Source organism: Senegalia massiliensis (assembly GCF_009911265.1).
Taxonomy (GTDB): domain Bacteria; phylum Bacillota; class Clostridia; order Tissierellales; family SIT17; genus Anaeromonas; species Anaeromonas massiliensis_A.
Map to the genome: position 1 here is coordinate 74,328 of NZ_QXXA01000013.1, position 19,508 is coordinate 93,835.

General features: G+C 24.9%; 18 protein-coding genes. 7 read left to right on the forward strand and 11 right to left on the reverse strand.

Annotated elements, in window-relative coordinates; all coding sequences use genetic code 11:
* From D3Z33_RS12305 to D3Z33_RS12335, 7 genes are all read right to left on the reverse strand, one after another.
* Positions 1-1,068: a hypothetical protein gene (locus tag D3Z33_RS12305; RefSeq protein WP_160198069.1), complete on the reverse strand. Its 1,068-nt coding sequence runs from the start codon at positions 1,066-1,068 to the stop codon at positions 1-3.
* Positions 1,069-1,392, reverse strand: a complete 324-nt coding sequence (locus tag D3Z33_RS12310) for a hypothetical protein (protein WP_160198070.1) — start codon at positions 1,390-1,392, stop codon at positions 1,069-1,071.
* A gap of 106 nt (positions 1,393-1,498) precedes the next feature.
* Positions 1,499-1,888 carry a hypothetical protein gene (locus D3Z33_RS12315; protein ID WP_160198071.1) on the reverse strand — a complete coding sequence of 130 codons (390 nt, stop codon included), beginning with the start codon at positions 1,886-1,888 and terminating at the stop codon, positions 1,499-1,501.
* Positions 1,889-1,909: 21 nt separating this feature from the next.
* Positions 1,910-2,578, reverse strand: coding sequence for a hypothetical protein (locus D3Z33_RS12320; protein WP_160198072.1), 669 nt, complete (start codon positions 2,576-2,578; stop codon positions 1,910-1,912).
* 221 nt (positions 2,579-2,799) lie between these two features.
* Positions 2,800-3,474: a hypothetical protein gene (locus tag D3Z33_RS12325; RefSeq protein WP_160198073.1), complete on the reverse strand. Its 675-nt coding sequence runs from the start codon at positions 3,472-3,474 to the stop codon at positions 2,800-2,802.
* 10 nt (positions 3,475-3,484) lie between these two features.
* Entirely contained in the window at positions 3,485-3,697 is a 213-nt protein-coding gene (locus tag D3Z33_RS12330; RefSeq protein ID WP_160198074.1) for a hypothetical protein, read from the reverse strand.
* Complete coding sequence (locus D3Z33_RS12335) at positions 3,697-4,953, reverse strand: ParM/StbA family protein (RefSeq protein ID WP_160198075.1); 1,257 nt, start codon at positions 4,951-4,953, stop codon at positions 3,697-3,699. Before D3Z33_RS12335 ends, D3Z33_RS12330 begins: the two co-directional genes overlap by 1 nt.
* Before the next feature lie 247 nt (positions 4,954-5,200).
* Here D3Z33_RS12335 and D3Z33_RS12340 point away from each other — a divergent pair, with 247 nt between their 5' ends.
* From D3Z33_RS12340 to D3Z33_RS12350, 3 genes are all read left to right on the forward strand, one after another.
* The gene (locus tag D3Z33_RS12340; RefSeq protein ID WP_160198076.1) at positions 5,201-5,638 is read left to right on the forward strand and encodes a DUF488 family protein, N3 subclade; all 438 of its coding nucleotides are present in this window, start codon (positions 5,201-5,203) and stop codon (positions 5,636-5,638) included.
* A 4-nt stretch (positions 5,639-5,642) separates the two neighbouring features.
* Positions 5,643-6,557, forward strand: coding sequence for a tyrosine-type recombinase/integrase (locus D3Z33_RS12345; RefSeq protein WP_160198077.1), 915 nt, complete (start codon positions 5,643-5,645; stop codon positions 6,555-6,557).
* Between the two features lie 63 nt (positions 6,558-6,620).
* The gene (locus D3Z33_RS12350) at positions 6,621-8,219 is read left to right on the forward strand and encodes a hypothetical protein (RefSeq protein ID WP_160198078.1); all 1,599 of its coding nucleotides are present in this window, start codon (positions 6,621-6,623) and stop codon (positions 8,217-8,219) included.
* 7 nt (positions 8,220-8,226) lie between these two features.
* On the opposite strand, the gene D3Z33_RS12355 is transcribed toward D3Z33_RS12350, so the two are convergent.
* From D3Z33_RS12355 to D3Z33_RS12370, 4 genes are all read right to left on the reverse strand, one after another.
* Complete coding sequence (locus tag D3Z33_RS12355) at positions 8,227-9,834, reverse strand: helix-turn-helix transcriptional regulator (protein WP_160198079.1); 1,608 nt, start codon at positions 9,832-9,834, stop codon at positions 8,227-8,229.
* 33 nt (positions 9,835-9,867) lie between these two features.
* Entirely contained in the window at positions 9,868-12,903 is a 3,036-nt protein-coding gene (locus D3Z33_RS12360) for a type IV secretory system conjugative DNA transfer family protein (protein WP_160198080.1), read from the reverse strand.
* A 214-nt stretch (positions 12,904-13,117) separates the two neighbouring features.
* Positions 13,118-13,288 carry an aspartyl-phosphate phosphatase Spo0E family protein gene (locus tag D3Z33_RS12365; protein WP_160198081.1) on the reverse strand — a complete coding sequence of 57 codons (171 nt, stop codon included), beginning with the start codon at positions 13,286-13,288 and terminating at the stop codon, positions 13,118-13,120.
* Between the two features lie 962 nt (positions 13,289-14,250).
* The gene (locus D3Z33_RS12370) at positions 14,251-14,499 is read right to left on the reverse strand and encodes a hypothetical protein (protein ID WP_160198082.1); all 249 of its coding nucleotides are present in this window, start codon (positions 14,497-14,499) and stop codon (positions 14,251-14,253) included.
* Between the two features lie 1,177 nt (positions 14,500-15,676).
* Here D3Z33_RS12370 and D3Z33_RS12375 point away from each other — a divergent pair.
* The 4 genes from D3Z33_RS12375 to D3Z33_RS12390 all read left to right on the forward strand — a co-directional run bounded on the left by D3Z33_RS12375 (position 15,677) and on the right by D3Z33_RS12390 (position 19,501).
* Positions 15,677-16,921, forward strand: a complete 1,245-nt coding sequence (locus D3Z33_RS12375) for a metallophosphoesterase (protein ID WP_160198083.1) — start codon at positions 15,677-15,679, stop codon at positions 16,919-16,921.
* An 89-nt stretch (positions 16,922-17,010) separates the two neighbouring features.
* Complete coding sequence (locus D3Z33_RS12380) at positions 17,011-17,328, forward strand: hypothetical protein (RefSeq protein ID WP_160198084.1); 318 nt, start codon at positions 17,011-17,013, stop codon at positions 17,326-17,328.
* Between the two features lie 41 nt (positions 17,329-17,369).
* Positions 17,370-19,184, forward strand: coding sequence for an AAA family ATPase (locus tag D3Z33_RS12385; RefSeq protein WP_160198085.1), 1,815 nt, complete (start codon positions 17,370-17,372; stop codon positions 19,182-19,184).
* 17 nt (positions 19,185-19,201) lie between these two features.
* Positions 19,202-19,501 carry a hypothetical protein gene (locus tag D3Z33_RS12390; protein ID WP_160198086.1) on the forward strand — a complete coding sequence of 100 codons (300 nt, stop codon included), beginning with the start codon at positions 19,202-19,204 and terminating at the stop codon, positions 19,499-19,501.
* Positions 19,502-19,508 lie beyond the last annotated feature (7 nt).

Here is a 19,508-nt window from a genome sequence, read left to right on the forward strand (position 1 = left end):
TTATGCACCTACCTTTTCACTTTCACTGACTTCCATATTGTTATCTAAATTTTCTTTTAAATTATTTTCTTCCTTTTTTAATTCCTGTAACCTAAGTTTCATATCTTTAACTTCCATACTATCTGCAGTTGTATAAAGATGACTAAAACCACTTTTGAAAGCATTTTGTATCCTATAATTTTCATAATCTGCTTTGTTATAAGATATATACAATACTTCTGCTAGAGTATTTCCATCTAACAATTGTCCTTTTAATTTTGTAGTTTTTAATGCACCTATTATACTTTCTGCCTTATTTATTAACTGAAAGAAAGCTTCTGATAAGATTTCTTTATCATTTAATTCCTCTTTATACTTATTTGGATTATGGGTAAAAGCCAAGCTTATATAATATCTTCTTTCCAACATATGTTTCTGTTTAAATCTTCTTTCTATATAATTCATTAGCTTTCTACCATATTGATATTTGCTTTTAATTTTTAAAGACTGCTCTTCCCAATATTCTAACTCTGCGATTTTTTCATTATTAGATTTTTCTTTTAGATATCCTATTTTCTTTAATGCTCTACTATATTCATTTTCTATTTCTTTTAACCTAGTTAAGTAGTTTTTCATATACATTTCTATATCTATTTTTCTACTCTGTATAAATAATTGAATTGGATAATCAATACCATTTAACAACTTTTGAAATTCTTTTTCGAGAGTGTTTCTTTCTGATAAGTCAAGCAAATTAAAATTAACTCCATATACTTCTAATAAACAAACATAGTTATATTTATCCTTTTTAATTATTCCTAATGGATTATTTTGGGTATAGACTTCTATAGATTCAAACTCTAAAAAATCTTGTGTATATTCATATTTAATATCTTCATTGTTTTTATTATCTTTATTTGATTCTTTCTTATTTTTACTTTTATTTTTTTTACTTTTTTTATTATTTATTGGATTGTTATCATTCTTCTTTATTTTTGTACTTTTATTATCTCTATACAAAACTATACCTAAACCTATTATAGTTAAAAAAGATACTCCAAATATAATATATTTAGCAACACTTAACACTTAATAACCTCTCCTTCTTATGTAAATTTTTTTTGAATTTCTTTTATACTTGTATTTCCTCAATAAATATATATCTAAACCTACTCCTCCACCTTCAAACTTCTTTTTCGGTATTGGTATATGTGCTAATGGATATGCGATAATATTAAGAATTAAAAACAATCCTAAAAAAACCCATAAGTTTGTCAACTTACCTATAATTGCAGCAAATGCAGTAACACCACCATTATAGAAAGCACCCTTTTTATTAAAGTGAAGATTAATTGCAGGTATACTAAAAAACCTTTCTTCTCCTTTTAACTCTTGGGGAGTTAAATGTGCCATAAGTCTACCTCCTTTAAAATCTTTATTTTATATTTTAAAAAGGATATAGACATTTTTATAATGCTATATCCTTTTTTTATTTTTCTATAAGCTTTTACTAAATGTATTAAAAAATATTTACATTATCTGAAATAAAGCTGAAGAATGCTAAATAGTTAGCAAGGAATATAAGTCCACCTATGTGCCAATACAACTTATTTTTCAATTGAGCTTTTCTCTGAGGATTATCTCCAGCCCCAGATAATTGTGCACCTGTCATTATTCCACTTACCAAAACTATACCTGTAACAACTATCATAGCAATATCAAAAACATCTTTAACAATACCCATAATTTGCCCTTTAGCATCTCCAGATTTATCAATTACACTTCCACTAGATTTAATATCATTCATAGTGTTTTTTATAGAATCAGCATGTACATTATTAGTTTCTACTAACCCTAAAGAAATTGTAAGCACTAAAGACAATACCAAGATAAAACCGATTTTTTTCATTATAATACCCTCCTAAACATTTCAAGTGTCTTTAATTATTTTTTTTACTTTTATTTCATCTCCTTCCTTATCTAAATTTATGTAAACAAACTTACCACCTACATCATAAAAAGCACCTAAATCAATATTGTATATAGCAGTTCCATCATTTAGCGTTGCTCTATTATTAACCACATCTTCAACATAAACATAGATTGTTTTATTTTTTATATATTGTTCTTCATATAACATATAGAGAAAAATCATATTTTTTCGCAATTTCCTAATAAGCTTTTCTCTTTCAAATGAATGTTTATTACCAGATAATTTTGTTCTCTTATATTCTATTTCCATAGGTCTTTTATTCTGTACCTCATCATAAAATCCATATTTGATACTTTCTTCCTTAGAATATGAGTGAACTTTTGTTCCAAGTCTTTCATCGTTTATTTTTTTTATGTTTTCTTTAATCTTTTTTTCATCTTTTATTATTCCTTTATCTTTAAAAGAAATCTTACTTTTTTTACTGAGGTCTGGTAAATTTATGCTAAAAAATAAGTTAGCTATATGTCTTACATGAGAATAAATATAATAAAATACTTTCTTTAAAATAATAAACAATAGACAAATTAATAGTAACCCTAAGATTACATTAAGCATATTATTTACATTTAAGAAAGAGGATACAGTGGTAGTTAATTGTTTATACACATTCATCACTCCTTTTTTATTAAACTACAAATACATTTGAAAAACTTAACACTAAATCATATACAAATTTTATATGTTATGGACAAAATTATAACATATAAAAATTATACCACAATTTTTAAAGTTGTACAATATATCTATTGTGTTTATTTGAAATCAAATATTATTTTTATAATCAAAAAAGGTGCTATGTATAAATTTATACATAGCACCTTTTTTGATTATATATCATCTTCTATATCATCTTCATCAGATAATCCATATCCTGTATCTAGAAATTCGTTACCTCCTAAAATTCCATCAATTACTGATAACCCAGAGTTTTTAACTTGTTCTTTTTGTTCACTTTTAACCTTTGTACTTTCATCACTAAATAGATTACTTAATTCTTCTAATTCTTTATCTTTAGCAACATCATTGTTATTATTTTTTATAGAATCCTCAACCTTTTTATTAACTTCAACCGGTTTACTTATGATATTATCAATATCAGTATCTTTCTTGTTTGACTCTTTAACACCTTGTATTTTTTCATTATTATTATTTACTTCAGATAAATTACTTGAAGACAAATTATTTATATCTTTGCTTGTTGAAATTTCACTTTGAGAAACTTTCTCTAAAAACTCTACTTTTTCTTTTAATAGCTTGATTTTTTCTTTTAATATCTCATTTTCTTGGTTAGCATACTTATTTTCAAATTTTAGATCTTCAATTTTATCTTTATATACTAATTTTCCATTGGCAAAATCATTTACCAATGTAGCTAAGCTACTAGATATACTCTTTTCACTTTGTAAATATTGTTTAGTTGGTTTATCAAAAGTTTCTTTTGTAAAAATAACTTGTATAATTTTTCTTCCATTCTTTAATTCTAGCTTTCTTTTTAAGCCCATATTTTAACCTCTATTCTTCATCATGATTATTTTTATTCTCATTTTGTAGAGTATTAATATCTGGAAATCTTTCATATGCAACCTGTGTCAATATCTCTATTACATAAGGACTCATATATTTTGGAGTATTTAACATTTTTAATAGCTTTGGGTCAGCATTTTCTGGTATTAAAAGAGTAACTTTATCGCCGCTTCTTATTGGCTTTGTTCTTATTCTTGCCATTACTTACTTAACTCACTTTCTTCTTCATCATTCTCTAAAGTATCAATCAACTCTTTATAATAACCAACAGCATTTGCAAACACAGGATTTGGATCAACAACAGGAAAAACTAGAGAATCATCATAGCCATAGTTCTTAAATGATTTCTTTAACTCATTTGTTACTAGTTGCATTTTACTTCCTCCACCTATTAGATAAACTCTTTTTAACTTATCTTTTTGGCCACTTCTGCCTAATAAGTCAACAATTTCACCTGCTATAACATTTGAAAGGTCTCTTAGGTGTCTTGCTAAATTTACTAATATGTTTATATCTGTACCTCTTAAATAACCTCTCTTACCATTTCTCATACCTTGCTTAGTAAGAGATTGTTCAATATCGAATCTTGAAAATTTGTTTGATGCTCCATGCTCATTTTCTACATCTGATATAACAGATAACATAGCATGTCCTATTCCTTTTGGTACACCCTTTGATATGTTTTGCAAGGTTCTGTGTTTCACAATAAGCTCACTATTAATATCATATCTATCATCTTCTTCACCATTAGATATTGCTTTAAATTGTTTTCCTATTATCTCAGTTGTAAAAGCCCCAAGATCAACTGTCATTACTATATTATCTATTAATTCTTCTGGATTTTTCCTTATAAACTCATTATCCTTTTTGCTTAACAGTAGATTTGCAGTTGTTTCTCCCTCTATATTTACTTTCACTCTGTCTACAATTAAATTTATAGACGTAGGAAACGAGTTTTGTTTAAACCAAGGATGTACAAATTCAATTTTATGAATACCTTTTAATTCTTTCTTCAATCGAGTCCTATTTTCTTTATCTATCCACTCACTATATGGTAATCCAGTACTTAGATTAACTCTTAAGTCTTTTTGATGTCTTATATCAACACCATCCTTCTTTTCACTATATAATATAAGATATGTAACACTTGCTAATATAGAGTTATGTAACTGATTATCTTTAGCTTTTTCCACATCAAATTTTGATACTCTACTCTCAATATGATTTTCAGTTAGATTACCCAAAGCAAAATGTATTGTCTCCTTATATTCTTCATTAGAATGTTTTGTAACTTTAACATCTAATTTATCTCTACCAAATCCCTCTAAATCTTTATCCTGTACATATGCATTTTCTGGAGGAAATGCTATTACATTAGGTATTTGCATTTTATATTTTCCATTATACAATAATTTTAACTCACTATTGCCTCCATCCATACTTACATTATGATTCATATACAACACTCCTTTAATTAATTATATCATATTTAATATATGATATTTTTTTTATTGTTTTATTCTCTTAAATACTGCTATATAGTTATTTTAACAATATAATATAAAAAATTATAGTTTCAAATATGATATTATATTTTATATCATAACACAAAACATATGTTGTGTAAACATATTTATCATATATCTTTTTTACATTTATGATATATGATATAATTAATTATAAATATAAAAGGGAGTGTCACTTTTGGGGAAAATAGTTGAGTTTAAGAAAAGGGTAAAATCAAAAGGTACAATATATATTGCTGATAATACAAATTATTTATCAGTAAAAGCTGATTTATATTTATTGTGTAAACCTTATACAGATAGTTTGCCTAAAAATAGTGCATTAGCTAAAGAGTTATCACCATCCTTAGAACTATATTTGTTAAAACAAGCTAAACTATCAAAAGCTATATTTAAAACTGATTTTAAAGAATTTAAAGAAAAATATCTCAGAGAACTTCAAAATAGAATTGATTCCATTAATGCAATCAATGATATAAAACATATGCTAAATCAAAACAATACAATTTGTTTGTTTGATAACTGTAAATTAGAAGAATATTGTCATTTGAATATTTTAGGTGAATTATTTCAAGATAAGGGTTATAAAGTACAATATATTAAAAGTAAGGAATGATTATATGAAAATGTCTGAATTAGTTAATAGCTATAATAGTGTTGATGATGATAACTTTATACTAGAAAGTTATATTTATGAATATGAGCAAAAACTTTTCTCAGAAAAGAAATTAAGCAATAAAACTATAACTCAAATTATATTAGATTTGCATAGATTTGATAGATTTTTAAAAGTAACTTATCCAAAGTTAGAAAATGTAAAAGAACTTAAGTATATGCATATTAATTATTATCTACAATTCTGTATAAATGGATTAATGTTAAAAAATAAAACCTTTAATAAAAAGTTAAGGGCAATAAGGAAATTACTAAACTACTTAACTTTAAATAAACATATATTAGATTATAATCCTGCATTAAAAGTAAGTTACCTTAAAAATGAATTAGAAAGGCCACTTAAACATATTCCTAAAAACGTTATTAATATAATATTTGCAGAGCTTAGTAATTCAAAGTACGGTGTTAGAGATATAACTATCTCAAAATTTCTATTATACACTGGATTACAATTACAAGAAATTATGAATCTACAAATAAATAATTTAGACTTAAAGAATAAGAAAATACATTTATTAAGGGATAATGAAAAGTATACTTTTAAACTAGCAGCACCTTTATATAAAAGTCTTAAAGAATATATGAGCCTAAGAAAAGTACTATCAAGTAATAAAGAATTTACAAATTATTTATTTATCTCCAATACAGGAAAACCATATGACTCAAGATTATATCAATATCAATTCAAAAACGCTATTATAAGAAGTAATATACAAAGTAATTATACTCCAAAACATTTAAAATTCAGTTTTGCTTATTATATGGCTAAGAAAACGGACCAAGATACATTAAAAAAAATATTAAACCAAGATAAAGTAGAACATTATTACGACCTTGACGAGAATCCTTTTCTTTCTTAATTTATTTCATGAATAAAATTACACAAAACAAATTAATACAAAAAAACAGAATGGAGTGTGAAGATGAATAAAGAAACTACTGTAGAAGAGTTTTCTAAATTAATAAGTAACATACCATTTAAAAATATAGATTTAAAAGAGATTTATATAAATACTAATGAGGATTTTATTTTATATAGGCATCAAATCTTAAATGGTTATTATATAGCTATATATAATGATGGTAATAACCATTTGAGAGTTATTACGGAAAACAAAAATGCCTTTATTATTAATTTAGAAAATGTAGATAAAGACAATTACTCTATATTATATAAAGTTCATAAACCACGAAAAATAGTTTTAGATGCAAAACCTATATATAAAAATGATTTTAATTTGGTAAATGGAATATATGATATATTACTTATAAGTAATATTTTTTATAAATTACATATAAATGATATAAATGACTTTATTAAAACTTTCATGAATAATGTGGATTCAAATAATATAAATACTTTAATTTATAATCTGCATATAATTAAGGATAAATTTAATACTATTTTAGATAAAAATAAAATGTTTACAATGGTAAATAAAGAATTTGAACTACTAGAAGTGATCTCAAGATGTGAATTAAATGGATTACCTTGTAACTGCATTGAGTTTGAGAAATTTATAAATGTTATGAATGAAAAGTTTAAAGAAAATGAAAGTACTTTTAGTGAGGTATATAAAGCTAGATACACTAATTTAAAGTCCCTCCTAAATGGTTTGAAACAAGAAGGACATAAACCTGTTTTTAACGAAGAATATTTATATAAAACAGGCAATACTACTCTTTATAGTTTATCGGTCGTTAGAAGGATATATAAAGAGAATAAGAATAGGAAGATAAATTCTAAATCTGATAGAATATTACCAACTTATAATCCTTATAATAAAATAGGTGCTATAGAAAGCAACTTTAATATTGATCCTCTATATCTCCCCTACCTTACAACTGATAAAGAGAAATATTATATAACAAGTAAATATGAAAATCTTGAATTAAGAATTTTTGCCAATTTAAGTAATATTGACTATTTAATTGAGTGGTCCAATAATAATAATTTAATACCTTCTATGGCAGAAAAATTATTTAAAGAACAATATAATGAAGATAAACAACTTTATGAATTATATACATATGCCTTATTAAAAGCACTTATAAAGGGATATAATTCACTAAATAGTATAAGAAAATACTTTATATCAGAAGTTCAGTTTTTATTAAATGAAGAAGAAATAAAAGAATATCTTAAAAAGTTTAAAGAAGAATTTAAAGAAGTTATAATTTTCATCTATAATTTTAATAAAACTATTAGCCATGAAAATCGAGTATCTACATCCAGTGCTATGCCCATATACAAATACATGAAATTAACAAGTAGTGATATTATGAAAGATTTTATTATAAAAGTATATAAAAATATCAAACAATATAATAAAAGAAATAAATATAAACTTTCTATAGTATATTTGTCTCAAGATAAGATAATTATAGAAAGTGATAAGGAATCTTATAATTTAGCACTAGATATTTTAAATAGAAATTTATCTAAAGCCTATAACAAATATGTTAAAAATGTTTCTATGTTATCTAGTGTAAATACAGGTTTTAAAAGGCTAAGAGCTTAATTTGCTCTTAGCCTTTTTTATTATATTCTTTATCATAAATCTTTTTAAGTCTTCGGAAATGTTCTGAAGTTATAGCTTCATCATATTTTAATAATGCTTTCATTTTTCCATTCTTTATATCATTTCTATCATATTCCAATGAGTTTTTTATTTTAATCTTTTCTACACTATCTTTCTTTTTCTTTTTAAGGACTCCCATTTTACCTTTTTCTACATCTCTTTTTATATTTATAATGTTATTTACCTTACTACTTAAATCTTTAATTTGTTGTTCTCTTTTTTCTATATCTTGATGTTCTTTTGTGTTCTCTAACTTGTCTATAGCCTTAGTATTTGTTTCTATTTGTTTCTTTTTTAATTTTATTAATTCTTCTTTATCTTTTTGTTTAGAGGTTCTTATATTATCTATCTCTCTTTTTAATTTTCTGTTGTGACTTTCTAAGTCTTTTTTTTCTAACCATATCTCATTTGTAGATTTTATAGTTCTTAATTCTTGCATCTTTTGTTGTCTATAATTTTCCGTTTCATCATACATTGTATTTAATTGTTCTAAAGGTTTTATAGTAATGTATCTATGATTCTTTTCATCATAAGTTAAATTTCTTATAACATCATAAAATTCTTTACTTACATATTCTAATTGATATAGGTCATCTGTTGAAACTTCTAATGCATCAGCTATAGCTTTTACTGTTGTTATAGTAGGAGTATTATCATTTCTTTCAATTGAGCCATATCTCTGCTCAGAATATCCAAGAAATTCCCCTATTCTTTTTTGTGTTGTCTTTTCTTCTCTCAAACTTTTTACATTATTTATTATTATAGGCTTTAAATTTTTTTCCTTTAGTTTAAGGATTTTATTTTCTAATCTTTTTTTATAAGATTCTTGTTCTTTAACTTTTCTTAACTTCTCTCTAGTTCTTATAATTCTATCCATTAAATTATCTTTCATTTCTTTAGTTATCCACTTGCTATTACAATTTTTACATCTATATCCCTCAACATCGTATTCTTGTTTTTCTCCAAATACTTTTACTTTGTAATCTATAAGGTCTTTCATTATATCTGTACTATTACAATTATCGCAAACAGTAACCTCATTATAAACTATCTTAGCTTTTTTTCTTTTAGTAGTTTTAATAACTTCCTTTTCATCATAAACTATATTATTTACAATAGCTCTAATACTATTTAAGATATCCTCATAGTGTATAAAAATATCCTTACTATCTCCTAAATATCCTTCAACCATTAAAGTTTCTTCTTTATTAAATACTTTTATTTCAAATTCAAATTCTGTTTCATCTATAATATCTTCATCTTTATCTATTGCATTAATATTATTTTCTTTTATAACTTCATCAGTTTTATTTTTTATATAGTCTTCTAATGTTGGTATATTTAAATCACTATCAGCATTATTATCACTAACTTCATTTAATGGTAGCAGTTTTATTTTTGCTTTTATAGATCTATAACCTTCTGCTACAAAAGTTTTAACCTCGCCATTAATATTAGTCTTATATTTTATCATTTCCTCTAATAAATTACCTTTTTGAGTATACTCTTTTAGTTTTTCAGTATTTTGAACTACAAATATATTGTTGTTTTCCATATAATCAACCCTTTATATACATTTTATATTTATCTATTCTTTATCCTCTATTGTTCCTTTTATATCATAATTTTCTAATTTTATATTTTTTAAATCTTCTAAGTCAAAACTTTCTAAATCATCAATACCATCAATATCTAACACAACATCCGTTTCAGAAGTAGTTTCTTTTTGTTCCTCATTATCAAATTCATTTTCTATAACTGAAGTATTATAACTTTCATTTCCAGACAAAGTATCATTATTACTTAAATTATCAAAATCATTGATAGTCTGTTCTTTTTGAGAACTAATACTGATATCAGATAAATCATCATCAATGTTTAATACTTGATCCTTATCTACTTTAAGTTTTGTTGTATTAATTTCTTCAGTATAACCTCTTTCAAGTTTACCATCTTCATCTTTTTCATCTTCAATTACTTTCTCAATATTAGACTGATCTTCTTTAATTTTATAATCTTCTTCATTGTTATTATTATGTCCTGACTCATGACTTTCTTCTTGGCTTTTGTACTCATTGTCTTGTTCATTATTCATTATATCATTTTGTTCCTCAAAATTCACTCCTGTTTTTTTGTTTTTATTTGTTTCTTCAAATTCCATTGAGTCAATATCTTCTTCATCAAAACTAATTTCTACTTCTTCATTTAATTCCTGTGATTTATTAGCTTCTTCTTCACTATAATTATTAACCTTATCGTTTGCCTTATCGTTTATAGATTCAGTATTATCATCTGGTTTGATTTTTATTATAGGGTTGTATTTTTCAAATTCAAAATTATTAAATTTAGGCTTATTATTTATTTTCATAAAATCAGTAATTCCTTTACCTATCTTAGTTCTTCCTTTACTATCAGTATAACTATAAAGAGCCTGTTTAAAGGTTAAATCATTAATCTCTTGTTCACTAACATTCTTTTTTTCTTGAATTGTACCTCTTCTCGTCTCTGTATATTTAGGATTATCAGAAAATATTGAACTTGATGAAGTACCTGTTTGCATTTCAAAGTCCGTATATGTGCTAAAATATTCTGACCAATATTTTCTATCTTCTAAATTTGATTTTGGAAGAAGTATTTTTGTATCAGTGTTAGTGAATATAGTTTCTCTAAATTCATCAGATATTTCTCTTAATTGAGCCATGTTTTGTATTGCAATAGTAACTGCACACTTATACTTTCTGGCAAATGTAAAGAATACTTTTGTATTATCATTAATATAAAAAGGAAATTCATCAATTATAGTATGGAAAGGTCTCTCTGGATTTTCATCTTCAGAAAATCTACTTAAAACAACATTTTGAATAGAGAGTATAAAGAATAATGCGAATGCTTTACCAAGCCTTTCTCCTAATTCATTTTGTCTTGTTGCGATTGCTAAACATTCTCCTTCTTCTATTACCTTATGTAAATCTATACTATTTTCTCTATCACAAAGTATATAATCAACTTCTTCACGTGTTATAAAGTTATCCAACTGATTTATAATTCCAGTTATGCTTTCTTCTGTTTTTTTCCTTTGACTTCCTATACTAGTTCCTCTAATTATCTTTCCATTATTGTCCACAGGAGGAGGATAAAAACAAGTTTGAAAGTAACTTATTACACTTCCCCATTTTTTTCTTTTCACTTCGTCTTCTTTCATGGTTTCTACATATGGAATAACACTATCAAAATCATTAAGACAATCTAATACATCTCTTAATGTAGGGTCAAGTTCATTATTCATGATAGGATATATCTCTTTTAAAAGTATAACTAAATTTCTAACTGCCCTTATACTTGCATTTGTGAAAAAAGGATTTGATTTACTACTTCCTTGTGCATTATCCATACTTACTAATATAGAAGAAATTATATCTCCTACCTTATCAGCTCTGCCACCCTTTAATGGATTAAATTTAGCTATACCACCTTTCTTAATTTCTGCCAAAGTCGGATCAATTTTATGTACCTTTACCCCAAATTCATTAGCTATTTTTATAGTATCAGAAGGTAAACCACCATCTGGTGCAATAACTGCCATTCCTAAATCTTTATATATGATCTTATCAGATCCTTTTTTATTAACAATAATCTCATACCTTTGTTCACCTTTTAAGTTAGGAAGATCTATAACTATCTTTTCTTCCTTATCAGTATCGTCACCTGTTGAATCTTCTAATATTATACTTATATCCTTGAACCTATCTCCAAGTTTAATATCTCTATTAGTATCTTCTTTTTCAAACTGAGTCTTTCCTGCTGCTATTTCTAATCCTCTCTCAAAGATTTTTGTATTAATAATATATTTCATATCTCCTTCTAAAGTATCCAGTTCTACTTTTTTTCCTTGAGTTACATTTTTATATATTAATTCATCTTTATCTCTTACACCTATAATGAATTTATCTAATTTTTTTATGTACATTTCTCTTTTATCTTGTTTAGGTTGAATTAATTCCATTGAAAAATTATTATTTAACCAATGATTACTTACAGGCTTAGTTAAATAAGCTAAACCTTCTTCTAGACTTTCAAATGCTAACTTCTTTAATTCTTCTCTTAAGTATGCCTTTTTCTTGAATAGTTGCTCTAAGACAGGTTTAATATACGTTGCAGTTTTTCCCGACCCTGTACCTCCTTGTAGAAAGGTATGTTCAAATGTTTTTTTCTCTGGCACAATACATTCTTCGCCTGTTTCAATATCCTCACATATTTTAATATCAATTGTGGTATCATCAATTTTGTATACTGTTGGTAATAATAAATTTACTTCTAACTCTCTTATACTTTTTTTCATTTTATCTTCTTTAAGCATCTCAACTATTAAAGTAAACATTGGTATTATAGCTACAAGAGGAAATATAAATGTTATAAGCTTAATATTACCTACTAATAAACTAGATGGTATAACTTCTATATTATCTATAGCTGTAAGCCAACTGACAAAACCTGTGTTTGCTATTTGAATTATATAGCCTACTGTTGAAATTGATGTTAAAAGGATAGTAAATATGAATAATTGAATTCTTCTAGAAGGTTTTTTGAAAAAATCTCCTGCTAATGTTATAAAAAATAATAACATAGGGAGTGCTATTATAATAGCATAATTTGTAGAGCTAATAACATGACTTATTATTGGTAAATCATTTGTTATAGTATTATAGATTAATTTTATTATATATCCATTTATGATAATGCTAAATAAATACCCTATAGCTGCAATGATATCAATTGGTTTACCGTTAAATAGGTCTACTAATACTTGTATCTTACTTTTTAGTTTTATTCTTATGTAATTAATTTATTTCAACCCCTTTTTTAAATTTTTGATGTATTACTATTAACTTATCTAACTTTTGACTAAGAAATATACTATTCTCGCTTAGTCCTTCATTAATATAAGTTTTTTCCAATTTTTTTCTCAGATTAGATATATCATATTGCAATTGCTTATATCCTATTTCCATTTTATCCTCCTATCTTTTTAATTCGACTTTTATTATATTAGAATAATTAAACTCAATACCATTACAGAACTTACCTCTCAAATCATGATTTTTTCTTATTATAAATTTTTCATTACTATTCTGTATTAATACCTTTTTTTCACTTTCTGTTAAGTTTAATTTTTCAATTTGTTCTAAATAATACGAGTTAATAAAAAACTCACTAACTCTTTCATTGAATTTAATAGAAGTATTTAAATCTATATTCTTTTCATTTTTTATATAATAATCTTGATTATTTTTATAAACTTCATATACTTCTATTTTTTTATTCAGATTAATATCTTCTTTTAATGAATAAACTTTTACTGTGTCATTATTTTTTATATCTAATAAGTTATATATAACATCATTATTAATGTTTAATTCTCCTCCCCTATATTCTTTTTATCACAATAGATATATTGTTATTATAGCACTAAATTAATCTATTATCAATTAGATATATGTCTGTTAAATACTATGCTAAATACTAAATATATATATTTATTCCTCTGTATAATTAAATAAAGTAAAAAGAAGGATTTAGTCTTGATAACAACTGAATCTTTCTTTTTACTTTATTTTTTTGCTTTTTTGAATAGTATTTGATTGGTACTTACTAAGTTGTATATTTCCGTATTAAAAATCTTATATTTTAGCTATCAGAACGATTTATATGTCAAATCTAAAGTGACCCATTCTTATATATCTTGTTACGCACTTTATTTGGCATTATATGTAAATATACCTTTCTACATAATACAGTTTTACTAATTATACTAATACCATATTCTCATGCTTTATATATCATTATCATTTGTTAAACTTCTATTTATATACCTCAATCATAATAATAACTTTCAATCATATTACAAAAAAATAGATAAACATACAATGATGTTTACCTATTTTCATCCCATATATTAATTTTAAAAACTAATTTAGTTACTAATAAGTTTGTTTAACAATGTAGAGTTACTTTTAGAAGATAATATTTCATTAAACTTAGCATTGGAAGATAATATACCATCTTCACATAATTCACTAATAGTATCTTCGACTTCAGCTTGATCTACTTGATTACACTCACCATAGAACACTAATCCTTCATTTTCTTCAAAAACAAATAGTACTCCATCTTTTATACTGTACTTATAACAAGTAGCACATTGACTCTCTTTTATGTCCATAACATATACCTCCTAGCACTATTAAATTTGGAAGGTATAAAACGCTGTAAATTTATAAAAGCTAGATGAACCTATGTAATAAGCTATAAGCATATATGGAATGTCATATATATTATATCATATAATGCCGAAATAAATAGAATAATAAAAATCAATATAGCTTTTAGCTTGAAATATGTATCAATAAATTAGTTTTAAAGCATACGTTCCTTCCAATTGCAATGAGTCTTTAAGCACAATTATTATATAAATCAAATAAAGACTTGTCAAAAGAGAAATTCGTCTTATTTTGAATATTTTTGTCGAATTATATATAAGCATGTAAAATATTTCAAATTATTATTCTTTGTATATATTTAATCAATTCCTAAAATTAGCTATTTACATATAGAATTTGTATTTTTAAAAAGTAATATAAGTATGTATATATTTTGTCGAATTATATCGAAAACTTTTTATCGTTAATTATAAAACAATCAGTTTTTATAACATTTAGGACTACCTCACTATATAAGCTTTTCTACTACATTTAAATAATTTCTGTAAAAAATATACATAAAAAGTTCATAAGCCGAAATATAAGAATGGCTTACTTATAATTTGACTTATGAACGTACGAAAACTCTTGATTTACAAATTGCGTTTATAAAAATAACACATCCAATTATAGACAATCATGAACTAATTATATGCTCATATTGCTATTTGGAATATAATTAAGTGTTATAACTATTATTACTAGTAACGAAGATTTAATTTATAATATTATCTAGTTTTCTCTATATATTACTTCTTTATGCAATACTCTTAATTAATATTTAGCATTAATTAAGATATTTCTACAAGTAGCTTATGTACTAGATTAAACGAAGTTATTATATAATCATTATGTAATCATTATGTAACTTATTATATAGTGATTAAATATAGTAAACATAGATAAATAGACCTTAATTTATATATAATCATTATATATTAAATACGTAACTTATATATATAATATTATGTAATCTATATATAATATATTCCTTTAACCTAGTTATTATCAATGTTACACAGTCTCTTTTAATAAAATAATATATGTCACCATTAGGCAAGTTTAATAATTCACGTTTGACAAATAGGGAATTTTTTTATATAATTTATATATACTAAAATATAGAAAAGGAGGAAACATATGAGTTTTAAGTTTAGTTTAGTTGGTGATATGCACCAAAGGAAGAATGCTCCTGCTAATCGACTAGATGATTTCTACTTAACTTTAAAAAATAAAATAAGAGAGATAGTAGATGTTAGTTATTCAAATAATGTTGATGCAATCATTCAAACAGGAGATTTTTTTGATAATCCTATGCCATCAATGGCGGTTACAAATGAAGTAATAAAATTGTGGCTAAATGGAGTTGATATATCTGATGTGATCTATCAACCATACAAAGAATTTACTAAAATGTCTGCATATCAAAGAGAATATGAAGAACTAACAAATGAAATCATAAATATATATGATGAATCAAATCAACAGAATAATCCAGAAAGTAAAGAAAAAAGATTATATAAAGATATAGAGTTATTAATTAAAGACAAAAAGAAACAAAAAAATATTATTACTAGTGATATTAATAATATAAAGCCAAAATTAGAAAAAAAGATTAAGAAGGTTATTCCAATTCTTTTAGTTGGGGGTAATCATGAACTATATGGTAATAGTATAAATACCCTTAATAGAACTATGTTAGGTTTCCTAGTCAATCTAGGTATTTTAAAATTAGTTTCTAAAAAGAATCCTCATCTGATAAAAAAGAATAATTTAACTTGTGCTATAACAGGAACATCATATCATAACGATATAGACTCAAGAGGATATGAGAGTGATTATATAATAGATAAGAAATTAGGAGATAGACATATTCATTTGATACATGGTATGTTACATAACAAAGACATGGGAAAAATCATAAGACATACTACTATAGACCAGATAACAGATACTTTAGCTGACTTTACTTATACAGGTCATGAGCATAATGGTTTCCCTCTTACTCAAGTTGATGGAAAGTATTTTTATAATTCTGGTGCAATCCCAAGACTTAATATTAGTGAAATAGAAAGAAAACCTAAAATTGGTATCTTAAATATGACTAAAGGTGATATTAGCCTTGAAGAACATTATCTAAAATCAGCAAGAAATGGAAAAGACGTTTTAGACATTTCCAAAAAGTTAAAGGATAAGCACAAGGAAGAAGAATTTGCAGAGTACAGAAAGGCAGTTAGAAATGTAGGTAAAATAGAAGGATATAACGTAATGGAGATCATTAACTCTATATCTTCTAATAAAAATATCAAACCTAAAGTAAGAGATAAAGCTTTGGAAATGGTTTCAAATGCTATACAAAAGTTAGAAAATAATCAAGAAAGGTAACTCGTTCTTTAATCTAATAAAAATGGGGTTATGTATAGGTAGTATTAAAGGTTTAAAAGAAGAAAGAATTAAGAAAAGGGGAGTTAAGTTTGAGTGTATTAGGAAAATCAGTTAAAGATAAAACAAAAGTAGTTAAATTAAGTTCTAACAATATTCTAAACTTTATTTTAATCATAGCTATTTTATTGATGTTTCTATCAAAACTAGGAGTAATAGGAAAGGTAAGTGAAGGCTTAATATATATCTATATCGGAATCATGATACTAATAATTTTAACTAGTATATATGCCATACGATATATGATTGCTACAGAGATTGATAAGATGTTGAAACTTAAAAATAGCATTGAACATAACTTATTTATTTTAGGTATTACATTTGCATTTCTATTTGGTTACCACATCTAAATATTAAATAGATGATTTAAGTACGAAAGGAGGAATTAAATTTGAGTGATGTACAGGATATTAATTTACTTGAACTTATAGAAGAAACAACAAAAGAATATGGAAAAAATAATAAATTTAAATATGGAATAGCTGAAAATTTTGAATGTCACAAATATACACATATTGAGTTCTCTGATTGCATGACTACCTTTGTAGGTGAATCAAGTAATGGTAAATCATCATTTATGAGAATGTTAGATTGGGTGCAATACAATTCCCTTCGTGGTGATAAGCATATTACAACAGGAGAAAGAGAATGTAGAGGTATAATTGGTACAATTAATGGCTTTGAAGTAAAAAGAGAGATTACACCTTCTCATAATAGATATTACATTACACATAAAAGTTGGGAACAAGAATTTATATTAGAAGGTTTTGGGGTTAATGTGCCTTTGGAAGTATCTGCTGTATTAGGGGCATTTAAAGTTAAGATTGATGATAAGAAGAATAACGATTTGAAAATCAATTATATGGAGCAAGGATCTGGATGGTTTTTAACATCCGACCAATATACTTCTACTACTAAAGCAAAGGCAGTTTCTTTATTATATGGAGTCCATTTTTTGGACCAATCTATAAAAGATACTAAAGTTGAATTAAATAAAGTAAATAAGAATATATCTGGAAATGAAGAAGAAATTGAATCATTAAAGTTGAAATTAAAGCAATATGACTACCTTGATGATTTAAAAGCACGAATAGATAAGGTACAAGCACTATATGATAGACAAGTTAAATTAAAAACTCTCTCAGAGAAAGTAAAAGAATTGAATACTAAATATATAAAAGTATGTTATGAGTACAATAAATCAGTTAAGCTGCTAGAACAAATTAATATTAATAATATAGATGGTGCTAGTAATTTAATTAAGGATATTGCTATTAAATTGAATAAGGCTAATAATTTGGTTAGGTTAGATAAGGGGTACTCTCACTCTACTAAAGAAATAAATAACGCCGATAGAGTTATAAATGAAGGCTTAAAATTAGATGATATAGATGAATTAATAAATAACATTTCACAATCTACTAATAATCTCAAAATACTTATTAAACTAAATGAGGACTATGTAGTTACAAATAGAAACATAAAAACAGAAAACGATATACTTAAAATTGAAGATAATAATAATAAAGCTAATACATTATTAAATAATGCTACAGAAAAATTTAATTTAATTGCTAATACTATTCCATTGATAAATAAATACACAAACACAAAGAAAAAAATAGGAAATGCTAATTTAGTAATTAAGTATAGTCCCCTGGTATCTAAGTTAGATGGCAATATAGAAAAAGCTAACAGTTTGATATATAAACTCAACAACCTAAATAGTGTAACTCAACCTTATAAGGTGGTTGATGCTCAACTTGATAAGATAAGACGAATTTTAGATGAATCTAAAGATATAAACAAATTGTCTAAAAGATATAAAGATGCTACAAGAGATTTAAATAAAGCCAACACACTAATACCACTTAAAAACGAATACAATACTATAAAAGCTAAAATAGAGAATACAAAGCCATTTATCCAACAAGAAGATAAGCTAAATAGAATAGACGATTCTATAAGTAAAATTAACAATCTATTTAGGGTTTATGAAGGTGTATTTAGCCTTAAAAAAGAAATAATGAATAAGAATAAACTAATTGATGAAGAAGATGTAACTATTAAAGAAAAGCTAAATGATCTAAATAATAGTATTTGTAAATATGAAGAAATCATTAAGCAAATTGGAGTATGTCCTTTATGCAGAAGTGAAATTAATGATAATGTTGTAGACCATTTAATAGTTGAACTAAATAAATAAATTAGGGAGTGTTAAAAATGAATAATAAATTAGATAAATTAAATATAGAAGAAAAAGAAAAGCAACTTAAATACTATAATGAGTGCATAGCTAATACTAAGACACTAGTTGAACTAGCAAAGGATAGAAAACAACAACACGAGCAAAGAAAAGTCGAGTTAGAGGAAGAAATAAAAGCACAAGGAGTAAACCCAGATAACATTGATGAAGAAATAAATAACATATCTGAAGAATTAGAAAGATTAATTGAAGAAGTAGATAGTTTGATACCATATGACCTGTTAAAGCAAATGAATAAATTACCAGAAAGAGATTAGGTGATTA